At 46.4% G+C, this 22,083-nt stretch carries 20 protein-coding genes; 9 read left to right on the top strand and 11 right to left on the bottom strand.

Annotated features, from left to right (window positions below):
* Nucleotides 1–101: 101 nt before the first annotated feature.
* Nucleotides 102–365, bottom strand: coding sequence for a spore coat protein D (locus AWV70_RS23330; protein ID WP_153009871.1), 264 nt, complete (start codon nucleotides 363–365; stop codon nucleotides 102–104).
* Nucleotides 366–548: 183 nt separating this feature from the next.
* A complete protein-coding gene (locus AWV70_RS23675) occupies nucleotides 549–725 on the bottom strand; it encodes a hypothetical protein (RefSeq protein WP_160327610.1) in 177 nt (58 codons plus the stop codon).
* A gap of 203 nt (nucleotides 726–928) precedes the next feature.
* Between AWV70_RS23675 and AWV70_RS00735 the strand changes: the two genes are divergently transcribed.
* Nucleotides 929–1,321, top strand: coding sequence for a thiol-disulfide oxidoreductase DCC family protein (locus AWV70_RS00735; protein WP_060203322.1), 393 nt, complete (start codon nucleotides 929–931; stop codon nucleotides 1,319–1,321).
* A 178-nt stretch (nucleotides 1,322–1,499) separates the two neighbouring features.
* Nucleotides 1,500–3,143, top strand: coding sequence for an S-layer homology domain-containing protein (locus AWV70_RS00730; RefSeq protein WP_060203320.1), 1,644 nt, complete (start codon nucleotides 1,500–1,502; stop codon nucleotides 3,141–3,143).
* A gap of 324 nt (nucleotides 3,144–3,467) precedes the next feature.
* Here the strand turns inward: AWV70_RS00730 and AWV70_RS00725 are convergent, their stop codons facing one another.
* Together AWV70_RS00725 and adh are read right to left on the bottom strand one after the other, a co-directional pair.
* Nucleotides 3,468–3,830 carry a DUF779 domain-containing protein gene (locus AWV70_RS00725; RefSeq protein ID WP_060203318.1) on the bottom strand — a complete coding sequence of 121 codons (363 nt, stop codon included), beginning with the start codon at nucleotides 3,828–3,830 and terminating at the stop codon, nucleotides 3,468–3,470.
* 40 nt (nucleotides 3,831–3,870) lie between these two features.
* Nucleotides 3,871–5,412 carry an aldehyde dehydrogenase gene (gene adh, locus AWV70_RS00720; RefSeq protein ID WP_060203316.1) on the bottom strand — a complete coding sequence of 514 codons (1,542 nt, stop codon included), beginning with the start codon at nucleotides 5,410–5,412 and terminating at the stop codon, nucleotides 3,871–3,873.
* 356 nt (nucleotides 5,413–5,768) lie between these two features.
* Here adh and AWV70_RS00715 point away from each other — a divergent pair, with 356 nt between their 5' ends.
* The gene (locus tag AWV70_RS00715) at nucleotides 5,769–6,920 is read left to right on the top strand and encodes a S1C family serine protease (protein WP_060203314.1); all 1,152 of its coding nucleotides are present in this window, start codon (nucleotides 5,769–5,771) and stop codon (nucleotides 6,918–6,920) included.
* A 239-nt stretch (nucleotides 6,921–7,159) separates the two neighbouring features.
* Here the strand turns inward: AWV70_RS00715 and AWV70_RS00710 are convergent, their stop codons facing one another.
* The 5 genes from AWV70_RS00710 to AWV70_RS00690 all read right to left on the bottom strand — a co-directional run bounded on the left by AWV70_RS00710 (nucleotide 7,160) and on the right by AWV70_RS00690 (nucleotide 13,199).
* Nucleotides 7,160–8,113 carry a hypothetical protein gene (locus tag AWV70_RS00710; protein WP_060203312.1) on the bottom strand — a complete coding sequence of 318 codons (954 nt, stop codon included), beginning with the start codon at nucleotides 8,111–8,113 and terminating at the stop codon, nucleotides 7,160–7,162.
* Between the two features lie 90 nt (nucleotides 8,114–8,203).
* Nucleotides 8,204–10,210 carry a dipeptide ABC transporter ATP-binding protein gene (locus tag AWV70_RS25175; protein WP_060203307.1) on the bottom strand — a complete coding sequence of 669 codons (2,007 nt, stop codon included), beginning with the start codon at nucleotides 10,208–10,210 and terminating at the stop codon, nucleotides 8,204–8,206.
* A 25-nt stretch (nucleotides 10,211–10,235) separates the two neighbouring features.
* The gene (locus AWV70_RS00700) at nucleotides 10,236–11,150 is read right to left on the bottom strand and encodes an ABC transporter permease (RefSeq protein WP_060203511.1); all 915 of its coding nucleotides are present in this window, start codon (nucleotides 11,148–11,150) and stop codon (nucleotides 10,236–10,238) included.
* 59 nt (nucleotides 11,151–11,209) lie between these two features.
* Nucleotides 11,210–12,145, bottom strand: coding sequence for an ABC transporter permease (locus AWV70_RS00695; RefSeq protein WP_060203306.1), 936 nt, complete (start codon nucleotides 12,143–12,145; stop codon nucleotides 11,210–11,212).
* Between the two features lie 43 nt (nucleotides 12,146–12,188).
* Nucleotides 12,189–13,199 carry an asparaginase gene (locus tag AWV70_RS00690; RefSeq protein ID WP_060203304.1) on the bottom strand — a complete coding sequence of 337 codons (1,011 nt, stop codon included), beginning with the start codon at nucleotides 13,197–13,199 and terminating at the stop codon, nucleotides 12,189–12,191.
* Between the two features lie 259 nt (nucleotides 13,200–13,458).
* Here AWV70_RS00690 and AWV70_RS00685 point away from each other — a divergent pair, with 259 nt between their 5' ends.
* From AWV70_RS00685 to AWV70_RS00660, 6 genes are all read left to right on the top strand, one after another.
* A complete protein-coding gene (locus AWV70_RS00685) occupies nucleotides 13,459–14,184 on the top strand; it encodes a gamma-glutamyl-gamma-aminobutyrate hydrolase family protein (protein WP_060203302.1) in 726 nt (241 codons plus the stop codon).
* Nucleotides 14,171–15,136: a dipeptidase gene (locus AWV70_RS00680; RefSeq protein ID WP_060203299.1), complete on the top strand. Its 966-nt coding sequence runs from the start codon at nucleotides 14,171–14,173 to the stop codon at nucleotides 15,134–15,136. Before AWV70_RS00685 ends, AWV70_RS00680 begins: the two co-directional genes overlap by 14 nt.
* A 24-nt stretch (nucleotides 15,137–15,160) precedes the next feature.
* The gene (locus AWV70_RS00675) at nucleotides 15,161–16,804 is read left to right on the top strand and encodes a peptide ABC transporter substrate-binding protein (protein WP_060203297.1); all 1,644 of its coding nucleotides are present in this window, start codon (nucleotides 15,161–15,163) and stop codon (nucleotides 16,802–16,804) included.
* 90 nt (nucleotides 16,805–16,894) lie between these two features.
* Complete coding sequence (locus AWV70_RS00670; protein ID WP_060203295.1) at nucleotides 16,895–17,596, top strand: response regulator transcription factor; 702 nt, start codon at nucleotides 16,895–16,897, stop codon at nucleotides 17,594–17,596.
* Nucleotides 17,593–18,999 carry a sensor histidine kinase gene (locus tag AWV70_RS00665; RefSeq protein WP_060203293.1) on the top strand — a complete coding sequence of 469 codons (1,407 nt, stop codon included), beginning with the start codon at nucleotides 17,593–17,595 and terminating at the stop codon, nucleotides 18,997–18,999. The genes AWV70_RS00670 and AWV70_RS00665 overlap by 4 nt, the downstream gene beginning before the upstream one ends.
* A 184-nt stretch (nucleotides 19,000–19,183) precedes the next feature.
* Nucleotides 19,184–19,726 carry a hypothetical protein gene (locus tag AWV70_RS00660; protein WP_060203291.1) on the top strand — a complete coding sequence of 181 codons (543 nt, stop codon included), beginning with the start codon at nucleotides 19,184–19,186 and terminating at the stop codon, nucleotides 19,724–19,726.
* Nucleotides 19,727–19,945: 219 nt separating this feature from the next.
* On the opposite strand, the gene AWV70_RS00655 is transcribed toward AWV70_RS00660, so the two are convergent.
* Nucleotides 19,946–20,551: an alpha/beta hydrolase gene (locus AWV70_RS00655; RefSeq protein ID WP_060203290.1), complete on the bottom strand. Its 606-nt coding sequence runs from the start codon at nucleotides 20,549–20,551 to the stop codon at nucleotides 19,946–19,948.
* A gap of 99 nt (nucleotides 20,552–20,650) precedes the next feature.
* On the bottom strand, nucleotides 20,651–21,847 hold the full coding sequence (locus AWV70_RS00650) for a DUF3238 domain-containing protein (protein WP_060203288.1): 1,197 nt from the start codon (nucleotides 21,845–21,847) through the stop codon (nucleotides 20,651–20,653).
* Nucleotides 21,848–22,083: the final 236 nt, after the last annotated feature.

The following is a 22,083-nucleotide window of genomic DNA, read 5'->3' as shown; positions in this document are numbered from 1 at the left end:
CGCGGGGATATCGCATGCTTCAGAAATTCCACCTACGCGATTCAAGCAAAAAAGCTGTCCCTTTGTCGATGTGCTCGACGCTGGAGACAGCGGTATTGCTGTTAGTATCCTCTTCTCCCAAAGAAGCCTCTGCCTCTTCTATCGAAACCAGGCCCTCGTCCAGGGAATACTGGCGCTCCCATTACGTTTTCCGTTGTTTCGGTGAAATAATGTCGCGGTGTAACAACCGGATGCTGCCTATTCACGTTTACAATCGGATGGATAAATGGTTGTTCAACTGGGAAGAATTGGTCATGGTAACGACATTGTGTCGGGCATACGATTGGCTGCAATTGGCTCTGTGGCATTTGGCTGGCTGGCAACATTCGGGTCCCTCCACAGTGCCCCCCACAGTGGCCTCCGCAATGTCCACAATGTCCATGGTGCATCATCATCTTCACTCACCCCCCTCTATCTATTACATGTGAAAATGGACGGGACATACGGGCGAGCGACCATGGACAGCGGAGAAATAAAGTGAAACTGCTGAGATAGGCAGTTTGTGTTTGTTATTGATAAGCTTGCGGCAATTCATTCGGATCATATCCGGCAGTTTCTTTTAACTCCTTCTTTGTGTACTGCGGATAATGGACAGGTGACCCTTCGCCGATCATTTCAAGTGATGCGATATAATCGGGATCCTGTCTTAGCTCCATTTCGTACGGATCAATGAATACGCGTTCCATTCAATCACTCTCCTTCATATGGTACCCAAGGCAAATGTGACGAGAATTGAAAACACTGGCCGCGATAGAATAAATTCACGGGATCATCTTTCTTCACTACTATTATACCGAATTTTCTGTAACAATCAAAGAATTACAGATTGCGTTTCTTTTTGTTCAATAAGGATATAATGATACTAAGCATGTCGGAAGGAGATACGATGATGAAGCGGATTGTGTTATTCGATGGGGAATGCAATTTTTGCAATTCAAGTGTGCAATTCATTATAAAACGGGATCCTGCCGCCCACTTCCTTTTTTCTTCATTGCAAAGCGAGACCGGCGAAAAGTATGTGAAGCAGTTTCATATTCCGGATGATGTCGACAGTCTCGTGTTGATTGAAAATGGTAAGGCATACACAAAATCTTCTGCTGCTCTTCATATCGCAAAGAAGTTGGATGGTTTGTGGCATCTCTTTTTTATATTTATACTCGTCCCACGTAAAATACGTGACGGCTTTTACGACTATTTTGCGCGCAACCGGCATCGTTGGTTCGGCAAAACGGAAGGCGCATGCATGCTCCCATCTCCTGAGGAAAGAAAACGATTTATTTAACGGTATTCCGGTGCTTCTTCTTTTATGAGAGGCGCCTTATTTTTTTGCTCATACGATGGTAAAAGTGAACATACATATGGCAGTGGGTAGCAGATTGTCCAACAAGATTTTCCATACCATATTGAAAAATTCCCAATAGTCAGGTAAAATTAAAAAAATAGTTCCAAAGGGAGGAAATATGAGAAAAAAGTTCTTATGCAATTGGTTCGCTATTTTGGCGCTCGTGCTTTATGTCGGACTCGCGCCAACGCAAAATGTAAGCGCTAATACAACGGTAGAAGAAAACACGACAGAAGTTTCCGCACCGACATGGGTCGCTTCCGCTAGCTATCTCGCTTTGGGGGACTCACTCGCTGCCGGAATGGACCACCTCGGTGAAATGGGCGACGGCTATGCCGATTATTTGGCAGGCACTATGGAAGAAACGGGGCTCTTGGAATCTTTCAATAAAACCTTCGCCGCGCCTGGCTATACGACAAAGGATGTGCTGAAGGATATTGAAGAAAATGCGACGCGGGACGTTGGCGGCAAGTCCATTCGTCTTCATGACGCGATTGCCAATGCCGGTCTAATTACGATCAGTGCGGGTGCGAACGATGTCCTTGCTCATGTGAAAATCGATCCGACGACGTTTGCTGTCATGTATGACGAGCAAGCGCTCCAGTTGGAAATCAAGCAAGTCGGCATGAATCTGATGAAGATCATTACAGCTATCCATACGATCAATCCTGAGGCGCAAGTTTACGTGATGGGTTATTACAATCCTTACCCTCATCTACCGAAGGAGATTCAACCTTTGCTTGCGCAGCTGTTGGCCGGTGTAAACAAAGCGATTGAAACGGCAGCACAATTGCCGAATGTCGATTGGGTGCAAACGGCTGATATCGTTGCAAAAGATTTCAAGGCCAATTTACCGAATCCGCAAAATATCCACTTGAGTCCGGAAGGCTATCAGGTCGTGGCGGAACTGTTTTGGAATAAAGTCCAAGCTGATTATCCGTGGATTCCAGTCGACGCTTTTGTAGCGGATGAGGTTACAACTGATTCTGTCACACTTGCTTGGAAGGCGGCGACCACCGAAGGGCAGATTGCGACATATGATATTTATCTACAGGATGAAAAGATTGGTTCTGTTGATGGCGATGTGCTTTCATTCACGGTCGAGGATTTGGATGAAAATCAATCGTATGCTTTTTCCATCATGGCAGTAGATGGAAACGGAAACAGCAGCGAGGAATCACCATCCTTAAATGTGACGACGGAAGCAGCCGTCTCTTCGTTCAGCGATGTTAAAGGTCATTGGGCAGAGGGTGCAATCGAGCAGGCCACATTGCTCGGGATTTTCAATGGATATGCGGACGGGACTTTCAAGCCGGATAATGGATTGACTCGCGCGCAAGCCGCTTCGGTTTTCGTGAGGGCGTTGCAGCTGCCAGCGGCCAATGTTGCGGTTCCATTCGATGATATCGGGGATTATTCAGAGGCTACGCAAGCCGATATTCAAACCGCTTTTGCGAACGGCTTGGTTAAAGGCGATAACGGCAATTTCAAACCGACAGAAAATGTGACACGTGCACAACTTGCACTTATGGTATGGCGTGTAGCTGCGAGTGAACTTGGTGGCGATATGCCTGCATCCAATACATTCACGTCGCCGACGGATATGGGCGATTATGACGTGGAGACGATCCAAGCAATTGCAACGATGAGTGGACTCGGTGTCATTTCGTTGGAGGACGGAGCTTTCCATCCGACTGAACCGGCGACGCGCGCGTTTGCTGCGAGTCTATTGACGAAGTTGTTAAGCCTGACGAATCAATGATTTGAAAAAGGACTGTCCAGAAGGTCGATGGATCGACTTTCAAGGGCAGTCTTTTTTGCGTGGGGGTGACATTTTACACACTTGCTGAGATTTATGATCATTTGTTGTGATTTATGATCGCTTGCGGAGTTTTATGATCACTTGCCAGGTTTTATAATCGCTCGCTGAGTTTTATGATCACTTATCAGGTTTTATGATCACTCGACGTGATTTATGATCACTTATCAGGTTTTATGATCACTCGACGTGATTTATGATCACTTATACTAATGAAACGGGGCTATCCAGAAAGTTAGTAAAAACTGACTTTCCGGATAGCCCATTCTATGCTTCTTGCTGGAGCTTTTCATTTTCCTCTGACGTGAAGGCACGGGACCGCGTGAGGAACCGCTTCCCTTCCACTCCTTCCAATGAGAACATGCCTCCCCTGCCTTCCACGACGTCAATGATCAGCTGGGTATGCTTCCAATAGTCAAATTGGTTTTTATGCATGTAGAAAGGCGTGCCGCCGATATGTCCAAGAAGGACGTCCTGGTCTCCAATGATCAGGTCGCCTTCCGGGTAGCACATCGGGGAGGAGCCGTCGCAGCATCCTCCCGATTGGTGGAACATCAATGGGCCGTGCTTTCCCTTCAGTAATTCGATCAATTCCAAAGCGGCGTCCGTTGCAAGAACGCGTTCGGGCATTGGCATTCCTCCTTTCATTCAAAGATCATAGATTACTTCATCAAAAGAATCCTAATTTGTCCTCGCTATAGCTAACGAGCATATTTTTCGTCTGTTGGTAGTGCGACAACATTTGCAGATGGTTTTCGCGTCCGATTCCGGATGCTTTGTAGCCTCCGAACGCGGCGTGCGCCGGATAGGCATGGTAGCAATTCGTCCAGACGCGCCCTGCTTCAATGCCGCGCCCGAAGCGATATGCTGTGTTCATATCGCGTGTCCAAACGCCCGATCCCAAGCCATATAATGTGTCGTTCGCAATTTCCAACGCTTCTTCCTTCGTTTTGAACGTCGTGACGGAAACGACCGGCCCGAAGATCTCCTCTTGGAAGATGCGCATTTTATTATTCCCTTTGAAGACTGTCGGTTGGACGTAGTAACCTTCCGCCAGTTCTCCTTCAAGCTTGTTTTGCGCTCCTCCAGCGAGGCACTCGGCTCCTTCCTGTTTCCCGATATCAAGGTACGAAAGGATTTTTTCCAATTGCTCCGTCGAGGCTTGTGCACCCATCATGACTGTAGGGTCGAGCGGATTGCCGATTTTGATCGCCTTGACGCGCTCAAGTGCACGTTCCATGAACTTGTCGTAAATGGATTCCTGGATCAATGCACGCGAAGGGCATGTGCACACTTCCCCTTGATTCAAGGCAAACATGACGAATCCTTCGATCGCTTTGTCCAAGAATGCATCGTCTTCAGCCATGACATCCTCGAAGAAGATGTTCGGCGATTTCCCACCGAGCTCAAGCGTCATCGGAATCAAGTTTTGCGATGCATATTGCATGATAAGCCGACCTGTCGTCGTCTCGCCTGTGAATGCGATTTTACCGATTCGTGGATTCGATGCAAGTGGCTTACCAGCTTCTAGACCAAAGCCGTTGACGATATTGACGACTCCTGCTGGCAAGAGGTCCTCGATCAATTCCATCAGCACAAGGATGGATGATGGCGTTTGCTCAGCCGGCTTCAGCACGACGCAGTTCCCCGCAGCAAGCGCAGGCGCAAGCTTCCACACCGCCATTAACAACGGGAAATTCCAGGGGATGATTTGGCCGACTACCCCGATCGGCTCATGGAAATGGTACGCGACTGTATTGTTGTCGATTTGGCTGACGCCGCCTTCTTGCGCACGGATCGCTGAAGCGAAATATCTGAAATGGTCGATTGCGAGCGGCAAATCGGCATTCAATGTTTCGCGGACCGCTTTTCCGTTTTCCCATGTTTCCGCAACGGCAAGCATTTCAAGATTCTCTTCTATGCGATCAGCGATTTTCAAAAGGATATTTGCACGTTCCGTAACTGAAGTCTTCCCCCAGGCATCCTTTGCCGCATGAGCCGCATCCAGCGCAAGCTCAATGTCTTCAGCAGTCGATCTCGCCACTTGCGTAAACACTTTGCCTGTGACAGGCGTCGGGTTGTCGAAGTATTGCCCATTCACCGGGGCGACCCATTTTCCGCCGATGAAATTATCATAGCGTTCCTTGAAATTCACCTTCGCCCCTTCTGTGTTCGGAAATGCATAAACGTGATTCTCAACAGCTTGTACCATGTTCCATTCCTCCCTATTCTTTATAGATTGCTATAGTAAGTGCAATAATTGCACACAAAGCCACCATATGCAGAAGTATGCAGCGCCATTCGCATTGAATGCGCTTACATTTAATGAATGAAGAGTCTGTTAATTCATTCTATCTGACTATATAATTTATTGCAAGTTACACAGTTTGTCACTGCTTAGGGAGAAATTATCACCGCTCGGGCTATGTTTATCACCGCTTACGAAGACTTTATCACCACTCACAAAACTTTCATCTGTCACTGTTTACCACTTGTTCATTCCCCCGTAATAATTTGTTCATACTTTCCACTTACAATGAAAACAACGAGAACAAGAGAGGGGTAATCATGATGGAAAATTCATTTGGCAAACGTTTCATCACAACAGTCGGCGCAGGCATCCTCGGATCCGCGCTAACGCTCGGCGTCGTGGCGAACACGGACATCTTACAGGCAAAAACACAGAACGAGGCAACGGCGGGCGCTACGGAAAATTCGGCCAACACACCGAATGTCGTTCAAACTTCGGCAAACTCCCCAACCTCACTTTCTGATATGGTGGAGCATGCATCAAAAGGGATTGTCGGTTTATCGAACTTCAAAAATACAGGCAACCGGTTCGCCGGCAGCTCGGAGCTTTCGGAATTTGGGACTGGCTCCGGCGTCATCTATAAAATCGATGGCGGCGATGCCTATATCGCAACGAATAACCATGTCATCGAAGGAGCAGGGAAAATCGAAGTGACATTGCACGGCGGGGAAAAAGAGACCGCGGAGCTAATCGGTAGTGATGCATTGACCGATTTGGCCGTCCTGAAGATTAGTAGCAAACAAGTCGATACTGCTCTTGAATTCGGGGATTCCGACAAATTGCGGGCAGGAGATTCGGTCGTTGCAATCGGAAATCCGCTCAGCCTGGATTTCTCTGGCACCGTCACGCAAGGCATCATTAGCGCGCCTGTACGATCCATTGACGTGAAAACAACTGCAGGCAACTGGGAAATGAATGTAATCCAAACCGACGCGGCGATCAATCCCGGCAACAGCGGCGGCGGTCTTCTGACAACCGACGGTAAAGTAATCGGCATCAACAGTTTGAAAATCGCGGAAAACGGCGTAGAAGGCCTTGGCTTCGCGATCCCGAGCAATGAAGTCGTTCCATTGCTTGAACAAATTACGAAAAACGGCAAAATCGAACGACCATATATCGGTGTCAGCCTCGCGGATTTGGCCGAAGTTCCGTATATGTACGTTCAAAACCTTCCTGAGGAAGTGAAAGGCGGAGTGATGGTCGCAAGCGTCGACCCAGCGTCCGCTGCGGGCAAAGCAGGATTAAAGGAGCAGGATGTCATCACGGCGATTAACGGAACCGACATCAGCACTTCCATGGAGCTGCGCAAATTCCTTTATTCCAAGCTTTCCATCGGCGATAAAGCGACGCTAACCGTCTACTCAGGCTCCCAAAAAAGGACAGTCGAATTAACGTTGACGAGCAAATAAACAAAAGCGCAGGGCGCCTGTCTAGGGGCGACAGGCATAAGACAAAGATGCGGCGTGGCGCCCTTTTCGCTGCTCGTAACGCTACGCTTTTACTCGCAAAAGCCGTTCTTCGTGACGGATTTAGCTTTGACTTATGACCCCGAGCCACTGGCGCCCGGAGTCTAGACGTCCCAAGAATTTTAAAGTTTCCTAAATGAATAAACACCTCTGCCATTTTCAGTTGTGGCGGAGGTGTTTGTTTAAGATTGAATCGAATTTTCTGCCTGCAAATAGCATTCTCCTAAAGTCGTGATTGTCGTCCCGCTTCTTCCTTGGCGGGCGTTCAACAGTTCAAGTTCTTGCAAAACCTCCAATCGAAGGCGGATTTGCTGTTCAGATAAGTAAATATCGTGCGCTTCTAATAGCTTTTTCAGTTTGACTCTGCCAAAGGTTTTTAGCTGCGCCTTCCCTTCCGCATAAATGCCTAGGATCCTTATACTTTCCTTCAAGAAGCCATGTTCTTCAATTTTCCTGTTTATGAACTGGATCTCTTCAGGGGATAGGGTCGCATTAGTAGCATGAGAATCCTGTTCGAGCGCAAAGCTGGCAGAAACCGATTCTGCAAGTGATACTTGGGATTTCACATAACGATTCACCAGTTGTTCGTGAGTGAACCCTGCCTCCAATGCTTCCGCAATCGCCCATACTGTTCCGTAAGATAACAATCGATCACCAATATCGATGACATTTGAATACCTGTTAGGGACAAACTCCATCTCTCCCGGAGTGACGATATAATCGATATCCGCAGGGATAGCTTGATCCGGATTGTTTTCATCATCTAAATAGTACATATGGGTAAAGAAAATATTTTTTAAGGAATCCAATGTTTCCTGAGCGTTTTCAAGTGTATCGTTTACAACTAATAATTTCTGACCCGCCGGCAAGTCAATCAATCGCTTCGTGTTCGCGATATTCACTTCCCGATGTGCAATAATCATCTTGCACTCTTTCGGAATGAAGGGACGGATGACCCCCATCAGAATTGACCTTGATAAAACCACAATGTCCTCCGACGAAATACTATCGCCATCCAAATCTTTGACGACCAATTTTGAGACGATTGCTTTATCACCAAAAATTAATTCCAGTTGTTTAGAGATTATCGTTAAATAACCTTCTTGTATCGAAATGATGTGAATTTTGGTTTTCATTCTTTCTCCTCATCTTCCATTATCCATCTACTCATTTTGCATCTATCATACCATAATTCCATAGGTCAATAGACAGTAGATCCGCATCAATCAATCGATGAGATGACAGGCAACCCAATGATCCTTTTCAGCCTCTTTCCAAAGAGGAATCTCCTTACACTTTTCCATCGCATATGGACAGCGTGTCCGAAAACGGCATCCCGTCGGCGGGTTCATCGGATTCGGAAGATCCCCCGTTAAAACGATGCGTTCTCTGTCCCGTTCTTCCATCGGATCCGGCACCGGCACTGCCGACATCAATGCTTGTGTATAAGGATGAAGGGGCCTTTCGCTGATCGCTTTTGTCGGGGCGAGCTCAACAAGATTCCCTAAATACATGACACCGATCCGATCGCTTATGTATTTCACCATCGAAATATCATGCGCGATAAATAAATACGTCAATTCCTTCTCATATTGCAAATCCTTCAGCAAATTCACGACTTGGGCTTGGATCGACACATCCAGCGCGGATATTGGCTCATCCGCAATAATCACATCGGGGTTTACCGCCAAGGCACGCGCGATTCCTACTCTTTGCCTCTGGCCCCCTGAAAATTCATGCGGATATCGGTTCATGAATTCCTTATTCAGTCCAACAACTTCAAGAAGGTTTTGCACAATATCCTTTCGATCTTTCGGACTGGTAGCAAGCTTATGGATGTCGATGCCTTCCGCGACAGAATCGAGAACTTTTTTCCGGGGGTCAAGGGAAGCGTATGGATCCTGGAAAATCATCTGGATCTTTTGTTTCATTCGATTTTCCTGTCCCTTATTCAACTGTCCATGAATGGGCTCCCCATCGAAGTACACTTCTCCGCCTGTCGGTTCATATAGACGGATGATCGTTCTGCCGGTCGTCGATTTTCCGCATCCCGACTCCCCTACCAGGCCGAGTGTCTCTCCTCTGTTGATGTCAAATGAAACGCCATCGACAGCACGCAATTGCTTGTTCCCGGATAGGTGAAAATGCTTCTGCAAATCTTTTACCTGAATGATCGGGGATGAATCGGCAATCAACCTATTCCTCTTTTTCGCTACTGCCACCCTTTCCCTCTCTTTCACTTGAATAACTGCTGAAAGATCGGGAGCCTTCGGATGCAGCAGCCACGTCGCTGCAGAATGGCTATCGGACACTTTAAACATCGGCGGCTGGGTTTTATAATCGATGGCCAATGCAAATTCGTTCCGCACGGCAAACGCGTCTCCGACAGGCGGGTGCAATAAATCCGGAGGCGAACCAGGGATGGAGTACAACTCCTCCTCAGCATCCAAATCGGGAATCGATTTCAATAGCCCCCATGTATAAGGGTGCTGCGATTCATAGAAGACTTCATTGACCGTCCCCTCTTCAACAATTTTCCCTGCATACATGACCGCTACTTTATCCGCCATATTCGCAACGACGCCCAAGTCATGAGTAATCAGGATGATAGCCGTTCCCATACGTTTTTGAATATCCTTCAATAAATCCAAAATCTGCGCTTGAATCGTTACGTCCAAAGCCGTTGTCGGTTCATCCGCAATGAGCAGCCTTGGATTGCAGGCAATGGCAATCGCGATGACGACACGCTGCCTCATCCCTCCCGAAAACTGATGGGGGTATTGATTTACACGAGTCGCCGGCTCCGGAATGCCAACCAGCTCCAATATTTCGATTGCCCGTTTCTGTGCCTCTTTTTTCGATAAACCCTGATGTTTCATGACACTTTCCGCGACTTGCTTTCCAATTGTCATTGTCGGATTCAGTGCCGTCATCGGGTCTTGGAACACCATGGCAATTTCCGAACCGCGGACGACTTCCATTCGCCGTTCCGGAGCTTCCAACAGATTTTGACCGTCGAATAGAACCTGCCCGCTATCATACGTCGCAATCTTCTCTGGCAACAATTTCATGATCGCTTTGGATGTGACCGACTTTCCTGATCCCGATTCCCCTACAATGGCTAATGTCTCTCCTTCATTCACAGTAAAATTGACGCCTCTGACGGCTTTGACAACGCCCGCCTGGGTATGGAAAGATACATGTAAATCTTTCACTTCCAGTAATGGCTTCATTGAAATCCCCCCTCGGATCATTACTTCATTTTTTCATTTTCGGATCGAGCGCATCCCGCAGACCATCCGCCAATAGATTGAAGCAGACCATCAGTCCGACAATAACCAATGCCGGGAACAGCAAGAGATAGAAATGGTTTCTCATTGCTTGGAATCCGTCGTTTATCAATACACCTAAAGAAGCGAGCGGCTCTTGCAGTCCAAGGCCGATAAAACTTAAAAATGCTTCCGTAAAAATCGCAGCAGGTATCGTGAACATCATATTGACGATGATGAGACCGAGCGTATTCGGGATAAAATGCTCCTTGATAAGCCTGCCGTTCGAAGCGCCCAATGCTCTTGACGCGAGGATGAATTCCTGGGTCTTCAGTTTGAACACTTGCGAACGGACAAGCCTCGCCATATTCACCCATCCCGTAATGACCATCGCAATGGTAATTGTCACAATTCCCGGTTTCATCAACATAATGAGCAGGATGATCAGAATGAGGTTCGGAATACCGACTAACACTTCAATGATCCGCTGCATCACGTTATCCACCCGTCCGCCTAATAGAGCGGAAACAGCTCCGTACATAACCCCGATGATCAAGTCAAGAGTAGCAGCTAAAAATGCGATATATAAGGAAATTCTTGTCCCTTCCCAAATCCTTGTCCATTGGTCTCTGCCGAAACGGTCCGTCCCTAGCCAATGCTCGCTGCTCGGTTTTTGGAACACTTTATCATAATCGGTTTGCTCGTAGGAGTACTCGTTAAGATGCGGCCCGATAATCGCCATGACAATAAGAATAGATAAAATAATCAAGCTTAGCATCGCGCCTTTATTTTTCTTAAGACGTATCCAGCTTTCCTTGAACATGCTCATTTGCGGTCGAGTGATGATTTCCTGTGAATCTTTTTGGTAGCCGACGACTTCAAAAGAGTTTTCATCGAATTCCATTTCAACCAAATCTTCCAGCCCGGCTTCATATTCTTTTACACTGTTGTTAGACATCATTCTCACCCCTTCGACTCTGTCAAACGTATTCGCGGATCAATGATTCCATATAGTAAATCGACGACCAAAATGGTTAGGATATAGAACGCACTGTAAAACAGCGTCAAGCCCATAATCGTCGTATAATCATTCACCTTGATTGAGTCAACGAACAAACTTCCGATCCCCGGTATACCGAAAATATTCTCAATAACGAGAGAGCCCGTGAGCAAGCTGACGGTGATTGGCCCCAATATCGTAATGATTGGAATGAGTGAATTTCTGAGCGTATGGTTGAAAATGACGCTCCATTTGGAGAGCCCTTTTGATTTTGCAGTCAAAATATAATCTTGCTGCAGCACTTCAAGCATCTCATTCCGCGTGAATCGCGCAATAAGGGCGATGACCATCATCGCTAGAGCGATTGTCGGCAACACGGAACTGCTATAGCTTTCCCAGAAAGCGACGGGAAGGATCCCCCATTTCAACCCAATATAATATTGCAGCAATGCAGCAAAAACAAAGTTCGGTATCGAAACACCGATGACGGCAATGAACATCGTGAAGTAATCCCAAGCTGTATTATGTCTGAATGCAGCTATCATCCCGAGAATAAGACCGATAGACATTCCTAAAATGACCGCCTGTAAGCCTAGCAACGCAGAAGGCCCAATTCTATCTTTGATAAGTGATTCGACCTTTTGCCCTTTGAAATAGAAAGACGTACCCAAGTCGCCTTTCACCAAGTTCTCCATATAGATTCCGTATTGTATGATGATTGGCTTATCAAGCCCGTATTTCGCATAGAATTCAGTCCTTGCCTCTTCCGATAAACCGGCCAGCTTTTCTTCATCAAAAGGCGATCCCGGCAATAACTTCATTAGGAAAAATGTGGCAGAAGCAATGACAACAAGTGTCAAGATGATATTAACGACTCTGACGACAATGAATTTCTTCATCCCTTTCACCCCTTCGCATGAATATCCTATTCATAAGTTCGTCTTATACTTTTTGATAAATGGAAAATACGGGTTTCAGCATACCCACCTTCTCTTTTCTGGCATTTAACAATGTCGGAAAATGATAGGATTCAAGTACCTTCGCTTCCTTTTCATCAATCAGATCCATCTGGCTAAGGATTTCCAGTATGACGGAGGAAGTCGCACGGGAATTGCCATCTTCAATCTTCACCGCAATCCCGATGCCTGCTTTTGGGACCCCTACACAGTAAACCCCTTCCGCACCCACTTTGCCAAACATCTTTCCACGCATATGCTTCATGAAATCCGTGCAGAAACGAGAGGTGCCGCCAACCATTTCCGGTGCATTCATCATGGCATCCGTCACTCGGCCAATCGATTGTTGCCGTGTTTCTTTCAGATCACTCGGATCAGCCATTCTTGCGAACCCAAGCGCCAAATTCCGCAACGGGATTCCATGGACCGGAACGCCGCATCCGTCTGTGCCGATTTCGATATCTTCTTTTGGCACATCCGTCAACTCGCTAATGACTGATAGGATTCTTTGTTGAACGGGATGGTCGATTTTGTAATAATCGTCCACATTTTCATTCATATATTTTGCAGTGGCCAACATTCCGCTATGTTTGCCGGAACAGTTATTATGAATCGCTGTGCTTTCGCCTCCACTCCTTATCAATTCCTCATACGCCTCCTGCCGCCTTGGAGGATGTGTGCCACATTTTAAATGAGCCTCATCTAATTCCAATCGGCTTAAAATCGAAGTAGCTCTCTTGGTGTGCTGCTTTTCACCATTATGGGAAGCACAAGCCAATGCCAAATCTCCATCGTCAAAATGATAATGATCGGCTGCACCCGTCTCAATAACTGGAATGGCTTGCAACGGTTTCATGGATGAACGTGCAAATACAACCTTTCCAATGTCACCGACCGAGGAAATTACTTCCCCTTTTGCATTGACAATTGCAATGTCTCCCCTATGTATACTTTCAATCAATCGGCCACGCTCTACTGTAACAAGCACCTCAGACATGTACTAACACTCCCATTCTCTTTATTTTCAAACAAGTATAAAGCTTGAAACAACTTATTTCAACCATATAATTAAATAACTTTATATTTTCTATTAAACAATTTATTCCATCTATAAAAAGTATATAAAATAGTTTAAAAACAGCTTGAAAGGTTCTTTCAGGTTTGATAAGGTTATAACAACTCATTCGTCAGACTATTCTGATGGGTGGTAGAGATGTGTTTCTACTAGTTTTTATTCACAAAAGGAGGATTGAAAATTGAAACCGATCATCGGCATTACTTCCAACATAGATTCGACAGTACACACGCTCCAAAATACGTATATCCAGGCTGTCATCGCCTCGGGTGGCGTACCTTTGCTCATACCGACCGGGGTGGAAAATGACGCCCAGCAAATCACTACGCTTGTGGATGGTTTGATTGTTTCAGGTGGGGGTGATCTGAATCCTCAACTATTCAACGAAGAGCCTTTGCCCCAGCTTGGAAACGTCACTCCAGAAAGGGATGGAATCGAGCTAGAGCTTGTGAGGCATATGCTCACACTGGATAAACCGATTCTCGGCATTTGCAGAGGTCACCAAGTTCTGAATGTCGCTTTTGGCGGAACACTTTACCAAGACATCAATTCACAAAGCACCAACCCGCTATTACAGCATGATCAAAAAGCGAAAAGAGAACACCAATCACACGCTGTCCATATTGAAAAAGGCACTCTTCTCGCGTCCATCACTGCGTCCGAGAAAATCATGGTGAATTCCTTTCATCACCAGGCGTTGAAAGATGTCCCTTCTCCGCTCATCGTTTCAGGCAAAGCTAGTGATGGAATTATAGAATCGGTTGAAAGCCCGGAGCATCATTTCGTTGTAGGTGTGCAATGGCATCCAGAGGCTTTAATGGAAAAAGATGACCAAGTATCCATGCGCTTGTTCAGCGCTTATATGAAAGCTTGTCTAGAGAGGATGGGTGCAGTTGAATATCATTGATTTGCATTGCGACGTATTGTTAAGAATGCATAAGGCAAAAGGGGAAATTTCATTTACAGATTCCAGTGAACTTGATGTCACGTACAACAAGCTGAAGCAAGGCGAAGTGCACATCCAGGCATTCGCTATTTTCATTTCGCCATCCATGAAATCGGACCAGAAATTCCAAGCGGCACTCGATCAGATCCATTATTTTTACACTGAAGTGATTGGCAGAAATCCGAATATGAAAGCACTGAAAACATGGGACGATTTTGATCAGCTTCAAGAAGGGCAGATCGGTGCATTTCTTACACTCGAGGGAGTCGATTGCATCGGGAATGACATGCAAAAGCTGTCGATCCTACGTGAACTCGGCGTCTTATCGATCGGGTTGACGTGGAATAATGCGAATTTGGCGGCGGATGGTGTCGGGGAGGAACGCGGTGCAGGCCTTACGTCTTTCGGAAAAGAAATTGTCGGATTCTGCAATGAAAATAAGATTCTAACAGATGTTTCCCATCTAAGCGAAAAGGCTTTTTGGGATGTCATGGATGTGGCTCATTTTCCAATCGCGAGCCATTCCAACTCGAAAACGCTTTGCGACCACAGACGGAACTTGACAGATGAGCAAGCGACGCAATTGTTCAAAAAAAATGGACTGATTCACGTCGTCTACAACCCGCCTTTCGTAGTTGGAAAAGGTCCTGCATCCATTTCGGACCTCATCACGCATATCGACCATTTCTGTTCCCTCGGAGGTGTCGATCGGCTTGGCTTAGGGTCAGATTTTGACGGCATTTCGGAAAAAATCATCGGTCTTGAAGACGCCTCCATGCACCCCGCATTGATCAACGAGCTGTTGAAAACGTATAGCGAGGATGAAGTGAAGGGATTTGCATATAGAAACTTCCTCAACAACCATCCCGGCAAATTGGTCTCGCGACTCCCGGAGGAAGAAGTACTTTCATAAAACAAGAAGAATAGGGGGATTCCAATGAAAACAAAATTCAATTTTTTACTCGTACTCTCATTGATCATGGCCGTCTTTTTGAGCGGCTGCGGCTTCAGCGACTCAAAGGATAATGATGGGGAAAAGGCTGGTGAGAAGGATGGCAAAGAAAAAGTCGTCAACTTGAGCCTCGCCAATGATATTCCCGACTTGAACCAAGTGCTAACGACGGACGGTATTTCATTCTCTGTGTTAAACAACGTGATGGAGGGGCTTTACCGTTTGGATGAAAACAATGAACCACAGCCCGCTATGGCAGAGAGTGTAGATGTGTCAGATGATAAATTGACGTACACCTTCCATCTACGCGATGGCATCAAATGGAGCAATGGCGATCCTGTAACATCAAATGACTTCAAATACTCCTGGTTACGGGCAATGCATCCAGACACAGCGGGCGCATATTCCAATATTCTTGCCGATTACATTGTAGGCGGACAGGAATTTGTGGACGGCGAAGCTGAGGCCGATGCAGTCGCGATTGAGACTCCCGACGATAAAACGATTGTCGTCACCCTTAAAGCTCCGACACCGTTTTTCCTTGGTTTGACGGCTTTCGTCACGTACTTCCCATTGAATGAGAAATTCATCAATGAAGTCGGTGAAGATAAATTCGCACTGACAGCGGATGCGATTTTGTATAACGGGCCGTACGTATTGACCGAATACAACCAAGCCCAAGGCGTCACATTAGTGAAGAATAAGGAGTATTGGGATTTCGATAATGTAGATGTCGACAAAGTGACGATGAAGGTCATCAAGGAGCAAAGCACCGCCTTGAATCTATATGAAGCCGGCGAATTGGACCGTGTCTACTTGGCATCTTCTGACGTTGACTCCTACAAAGACAGCGAAGAATTCGGAACGGAAACGGAATTCATTTCCTGGTATTTGCAGTTCAACTTCCTCGAAAAACCATTCGACAATGTCAATATCCGTAAAGCGTTCCAACTCGCATATGACGCGGAGACATTGACAAAAACGGTTCTGAATAACGGCTCCGTCCCTGCGTATGGATTAGTCGCAGCAGGCGTTATGGGGGATGGGAATAAAACATTCCGAGAGCTAAGCGGAGACCATGCGAAAATGGACGTTGCCAAGGCGAAAGAATACTTGGAAAAAGGAATGGCCGAAGTAGGCGAACTTCCACCGCTTAAAATTTTGACTGCGGATGACACGATTGCAAAAGACACAGCAATCTTCCTGCAAAGTGAATTCAAGAAGAATCTTGGTATCGATGTGCAGATCGATACAAAACCATACAGCGGCCGCCTTGATGCGATGAGAGCCAACGAGTTCCAAATGGGTATTTCCCGCTGGGGTGCGGACTATAATGACGCGATGGATATTTTAAGCCTATGGATTGGCGAACCGCTGCGCGGACTTCGCGGAAACTATTACAACGAAAAGTATAAGCAGCTGATCGATGACGCCCTTGTCGAAGCAGATGAAGATAAACGTCTTCAAATGTTGATAGACGCTGAAAAATTGATGCTCGTTGATGACGGCACATTAGGTCCATTATACTTCGAAGGAAAAGCATATTTACAAAAGCCTAATGTCAAAGGTGTAGTAATTCACCCGTATGGCGCTTCTATTGAATTGAAGACGATTAAAGTAGTTGATTGATTTCTCCGCCCGCTTACATCGCTAAGCGGGTTTTTCTTATTCATTCCGTTATAATCAAAGAAGAGAAACCTTTATGTAGGAGGACAGACTATGAATATTCTCGTCATCGAAGACAATGCAAGCGTCTCTGCCATGATCGAACTTTTTTTTGAGAAGGAAGGGATTCACGGAGAATTTGTGGGTGACGGGCTGCAAGGCTATGAAAGGGCCATGTCGGGAAGTTGGGATTGTCTGATCATCGACTGGATGCTGCCAGGGATGGATGGGGTGACAATCTGCCGGAAACTGCGCCAGGCAAAGACGGCTGTTCCGATCATCATGCTGACCGCGAAGGATAGTGAATCCGATCAGGTACTTGGACTTGAGATGGGTGCGGATGATTATGTCACCAAGCCATTCAGTCCGCTTGCGCTCATGGCGCGCATTAAAGCGGTCACACGCCGGTATTTGATCGCGAAGGAAGACAGTGTTGACGCGGACACATTGAAAACAAAACATTTCATCATCAATACGTCGACACGTGAAGTGCTATTGGACGGCAAACCTGTGCCAAATTTGACACCGAAGGAATTCGATCTGCTCCATTTTTTCATTCAACATCCAAAGCAGGTGTTTTCGCGCGAGCAACTGCTTGACCGCGTGTGGGGCTACGACTTCTACGGCGATGACCGGACAGTCGATGTGCATATCAAACGGCTGCGCTCGAAAGTGTCGAAGGTCGATCAGCCGTTTTTCCATACAGTATGGGGAGTCGGCTATCGATTTGACGAAACGACCGGTGATCCGGCATGAAAATCAAATATTTCTATCAGCAATTGGCAAGTCATTTCAGTATCATCATCATCGCTTTTTTAATTCTCAGTCTGCTATTTTCCCACTTCGTCGAGCAATTCGTCTATGACAATAAAACCGAGGAGCTCGCTTCCTATGGACAATCGATTTTGCGTGATATCGAACAAGTCCAAGGCAGCTCGCGGGACATTTTAAAATCGTACGGACATGTATTGGAAGAAAGGGATATTCAATATAGCCTATTCAATGAAAAATCGGCCATCATTTATTCGACCGAGCTGAAGACGCCTTTGATTGAACTCAATGAAGAAGAGTGGCGGGCATTGCAAGGCGGGAAAACGATCACCGTGAAACAGGAATTCAAACGATTCGAACAGGCGGTCACTTTTGTGCTCCTCCCTTATTTCCACAGGAACCAGTTTGTCGGCGGTGTTTTATTAACCTCCCCGATCAAAGGCTCCCGGGAAGTCATATCCCAAATGAACAGCTATTTGATTTACACTACATTCATTGCCTTAGCAATTGCGTTGGTAATGAGTGGACTTCTATCAACTATTAACGGCAGACGCATCAAGCGACTGCAATCGGCAACTGCGAATGTGTCGCAAGGCGATTATTCCGTGCGAATTCCGACTGCGGGTGTCGATGAAATCGGAGAACTTGCAGGAGATTTCAACAGGATGGTTGAGAAGCTTAAAACGTCAGCAGAAGAGATTGAAAACCTTGAAAACCGCCGTCGGCAATTCATGGCAGATGTTTCGCACGAACTCCGTACGCCCCTTACGACAATCCGCGGCATCATTGAAGGATTGCACAATGACATGATTTCAGAATCGGAAAAGGAGCGGGGCTTGCAACTCGCAAGCAGCGAAACAATGCGACTCATCCGGCTTGTGAATGAAAATCTCGATTATGAAAAAATCCGTTCCAACCAAGTGACGCTGTTGAAGCAGGAAATCCAACTTGGGGAACTGCTTGAAATCATTCAGGAACAACTGGAAGAGGCAGCAGCGGAACGCGGCGATCAAATCACGGTGGAAGTTTCGCAGGAAGTGTCGGTGTTCGCCGATTACGATCGACTCACCCAAGTGCTCATTAACATCGCAAAAAACAGCATCCAATTCACAGAGAACGGAACGATCTGGCTCCGGGGATACGCGCAGGAAGATGGTACAGTCATCGAAATCGAAGATACCGGCATCGGGATGGACCCCGAAGAGATCGAGAAGATTTGGAGCCGCTTCTACAAGGCGATTGATTCACGGACAACGAATCCATACGGCGAATTCGGACTCGGGTTATCGATTGTAAAACAGCTGGTCACCTTGCACGGCGGAACGATTGCTGTTGAAAGTGTGAAAGGCGAAGGAACGAAATTCCGGATTGAGTTGCCGAATGAATGAGGCTGCGCACGAGAGATAATTGAGTCCTTGTGCGATTAATTGTGCCCTTGATGAAACGAAAAAAGGTCTGTCAACCGGTTCGCAGCCAATTGGCAGACCTTTTTTATTTGTACAAACTGTGAATCTTCCATTCTATGGTACGATACAATTGAACAATACAGCCGTACAAAAAAGAGGTGTTTTTATGAACTTCATTGCTTGGATCATCATTGCTTGCGAAATCGGATTTTGGGTCGTCATCGCAGCAGGACTTGTCACAAGATATATTTTCAACAAAAAGCGTCTCGGTCTATTTTTTCTAGCTTTAACCCCAGTCATTGATCTGTTATTGCTAATTGTGACAGCGAATGACCTCTACAACGGTGCTACCGCCACGCAAGTCCATGCGCTCGCCGCCATCTATCTCGGCGTTTCCGTCGCATTCGGAAAAAGCATGATTCGCTGGGCGGATGAACGATTTTTGTATTATGTCAAAAAACAAGGAACGAAGCCGGCCCGCAAATATGGCCACGCCTATGCCAAACACTCAATGAAAGGTTCGTTGCAGCATGTGCTTGCATTCATCATCGGCGGCACCTTCCTTTTTGTGATGATCTACCTGATCGATGACCCATCCAAAACCGAAGCCTTATCCGGCATGTTGAAAGTATGGGCACTCATCCTTGGCATCGATTTCGCCATCTCTGTTTCCTATTTCATCTGGCAGCGCCCACAAAAAACAAGATAAACGCAATATAAGCCGTCCCAATTTGTTGGAGCGGCTTCATTTTTCATCTCAATCACGCATAAATCGATCTAAAAACGCATAAAGTCCTCTAAAAGTCCATAAACCTTTCTAGAAGCGCATAAAACTCCGTAAAAGTCCATAAACGCTTATAAATGCGCATAAAATGATCCAATCGCGCATAAATTGAAAAGCCGTACTACGAAGGATCGGCTTTTTACATTAAAATTTCTTGCGATACCATTCCGCAGCTGCATCCACTTCTGTCCGCGTCAACGAGTGTCCGTTCATTTCCCAATGAACTTCCGTCGAAGCACCTGCATCCGTCAACAATGCCTGTAAGTCCGACGACTCCTGCGCCGTACAGAGTGGATCGTTCTTCCCTGCGGCAATGAACACCGAAACTCCCGCCAAATCAGGAAGCTCGATTCCTCGCCTCGGCACCATAGGATGATGCAAACTGGCGCCTTTCAACGAATCCGCATAATGGAACAATAGGCTCGCTGCAATATTCGCGCCGTTCGAGTAACCGACAGCCACAATATTCGACCTGTCGAATCCATGCTCTTCTGCTGCCTCATCCAAAAATGTATGCAATTCCTTCGTCCGGAAAATTAGGTCCTCCTCATCGAAAACACCTTCCGCTAAACGACGGAAAAATCGGGGCATCCCGTTTTCCAGCACATTTCCACGCACACTCAATACGGAAGCTTCCGGGTCGATCAATTCCGCAAGCGGCAATAGATCCTGCTCCGTCCCCCCGGTTCCATGCAATAAAAGAAGCGTCGGTTTCGATTTATTGGTTCCTTGTTTAAAAATATGTCTCATAGTTGCTCCCCCTTAGTTTCTTATAGTAAAACGAACGGATTATATCTTGAATTCGAGACAATAATAACAGAAGCCAACTCTGATGTCAAAAGGGATGATTCATTCAAAGTTCGAGCAACGCCAATAATGGTAGGCGATTGCTTCAGACATGAAGCCGAGCCCCCTGCTTTCGACTTGCAAGATAGGCTGCCATGCCTCTCCTCTTCCTTTCATCAAATAAATTTCGTGATGGGGCGCCGGATCGAAATAGCCTGACATATCGAATGTGCCATTCCTTCTGAAGACCGCATTCACTTCATAGTCGATTTTCGGCGCTGTTGTCAACGGATTGCCGACAGCATGTTCCAACAAAAAGCCGCTTTCCCCTTTTTGGTGGTCTGTCCTTTTCAACGTAATACCGTCGGCGGACGCCCTTGCCGATTCCCTGTAGCGCTTCAGATGATCATATGCAATGGTCGTCCCTACTGTTTTTGTGAACGTCATTGGATCCCCCTTCTCACCATAGGCGAGCTCAATGTCGACACGCGTCCGAAAGCCTTCCCCGTTCGGATCGAATCCCCGCCGGTCACCTTCGAAGAAATGATTCAACGAAAGCAGATTCGGATTTCGAACCCACTCATCTGCAAGGAACGTCGTGTAGCGGAATTTCCACTGGTCGACGTTTGCAACTTCCTGCACACGTTCATTTGTCGGCTTCAGCATTTCACTCAGCTTCCCGATCGATTTGACCGACGTAAACGTTTCAACAGCCGATTCCTTCCTTGTCGTGGCAGGATTCAATATGCCGAAAAGGTTGGAAATCGCCGACTTGACCGACGTCAAACGCTCTTCTGATTTATTCAACGGACGTCTTGAACGGATCATATAAACGTACGATTGGTTCACATCAATGTCCCGGTCGATGAATTTATTCATATCGGTCGTTGCGATGTAGTCCCCGTTCCGGTATATTTCATATTCTTCAACGTCTTTTATTCTTTCCCATGACAGCGCGATTTGCGTTCTAGCGACAATCGTCGTCATGACAAGCATTTGTAACGGGTTTTCGACATTTTTCTGTTCGGCAAAGGCCGATGTCTGCATCGCGATTACATCGACAACTTGATTGTTTTCAACCCGTTCAATCGTATAGTGGTATAGCTTGCCGTGCTTGAATTCACCGTCTTGGAATTCGGCAACGGACCCTTCATACAAATGCTTGCCGTCCTTGTATACATTGTAGAATCCGCCGACATCATTCCAAGTGAATGATATCAGGTCATGCTTATGCTTCACTGATTTGATTTCAAATCGCATACGGACCACCTCCTGCTTTCATTTTGCTGCATTGGCTGATCGCCTAAACATCGTATAGCTTTTTCTTGTCAATGCCCTTGTTGGTTCGTGGTGAAACAATGGGATCGGCACACTCGCGCAAAACCACCTAATGAAATTTGCAGGGAGGTCGGAAAGTCCCGTTTTGGTGATAAATTCGTTTATTCAATAGATAACTTTAAGGATTCAATAGATAACTTGCTCGATTTGATAGATAA

It is taken from the genome of Sporosarcina koreensis (assembly GCF_001531445.1).
Classification (GTDB): domain Bacteria; phylum Bacillota; class Bacilli; order Bacillales_A; family Planococcaceae; genus Sporosarcina; species Sporosarcina koreensis_C.
The sequence above is the reverse complement of the archived record's forward strand: the minus strand, read 5'-3'. Positions and strand labels throughout refer to the sequence as shown.

What these genes read in the sequence shown, in the direction of transcription:
- AWV70_RS00715 (WP_060203314.1), top strand. Translation starts at nt 5,769, where the DNA reads ATGATGGAAAATTCATTTGGCAAACGTTTCATCACAACAGTCGGCGCA.
- AWV70_RS00665 (WP_060203293.1), top strand. Translation starts at nt 17,593, where the DNA reads ATGAAAATCAAATATTTCTATCAGCAATTGGCAAGTCATTTCAGTATC.
- AWV70_RS25175 (WP_060203307.1), bottom strand. Translation starts at nt 10,210, where the DNA reads ATGAAGCCATTACTGGAAGTGAAAGATTTACATGTATCTTTCCATACC.
- AWV70_RS00700 (WP_060203511.1), bottom strand. Translation starts at nt 11,150, where the DNA reads ATGGAATTCGATGAAAACTCTTTTGAAGTCGTCGGCTACCAAAAAGAT.
- AWV70_RS23330 (WP_153009871.1), bottom strand. Translation starts at nt 365, where the DNA reads ATGTTGCCAGCCAGCCAAATGCCACAGAGCCAATTGCAGCCAATCGTA.
- AWV70_RS00670 (WP_060203295.1), top strand. Translation starts at nt 16,895, where the DNA reads ATGAATATTCTCGTCATCGAAGACAATGCAAGCGTCTCTGCCATGATC.
- adh (WP_060203316.1), bottom strand. Translation starts at nt 5,412, where the DNA reads ATGGTACAAGCTGTTGAGAATCACGTTTATGCATTTCCGAACACAGAA.
- AWV70_RS00655 (WP_060203290.1), bottom strand. Translation starts at nt 20,551, where the DNA reads ATGAGACATATTTTTAAACAAGGAACCAATAAATCGAAACCGACGCTT.
- AWV70_RS00695 (WP_060203306.1), bottom strand. Translation starts at nt 12,145, where the DNA reads ATGAAGAAATTCATTGTCGTCAGAGTCGTTAATATCATCTTGACACTT.
- AWV70_RS00730 (WP_060203320.1), top strand. Translation starts at nt 1,500, where the DNA reads ATGAGAAAAAAGTTCTTATGCAATTGGTTCGCTATTTTGGCGCTCGTG.
- AWV70_RS00660 (WP_060203291.1), top strand. Translation starts at nt 19,184, where the DNA reads ATGAACTTCATTGCTTGGATCATCATTGCTTGCGAAATCGGATTTTGG.
- AWV70_RS00675 (WP_060203297.1), top strand. Translation starts at nt 15,161, where the DNA reads ATGAAAACAAAATTCAATTTTTTACTCGTACTCTCATTGATCATGGCC.
- AWV70_RS00710 (WP_060203312.1), bottom strand. Translation starts at nt 8,113, where the DNA reads ATGAAAACCAAAATTCACATCATTTCGATACAAGAAGGTTATTTAACG.
- AWV70_RS00735 (WP_060203322.1), top strand. Translation starts at nt 929, where the DNA reads ATGAAGCGGATTGTGTTATTCGATGGGGAATGCAATTTTTGCAATTCA.
- AWV70_RS00650 (WP_060203288.1), bottom strand. Translation starts at nt 21,847, where the DNA reads ATGCGATTTGAAATCAAATCAGTGAAGCATAAGCATGACCTGATATCA.
- AWV70_RS00690 (WP_060203304.1), bottom strand. Translation starts at nt 13,199, where the DNA reads ATGTCTGAGGTGCTTGTTACAGTAGAGCGTGGCCGATTGATTGAAAGT.
- AWV70_RS00725 (WP_060203318.1), bottom strand. Translation starts at nt 3,830, where the DNA reads ATGCCCGAACGCGTTCTTGCAACGGACGCCGCTTTGGAATTGATCGAA.
- AWV70_RS23675 (WP_160327610.1), bottom strand. Translation starts at nt 725, where the DNA reads ATGGAACGCGTATTCATTGATCCGTACGAAATGGAGCTAAGACAGGAT.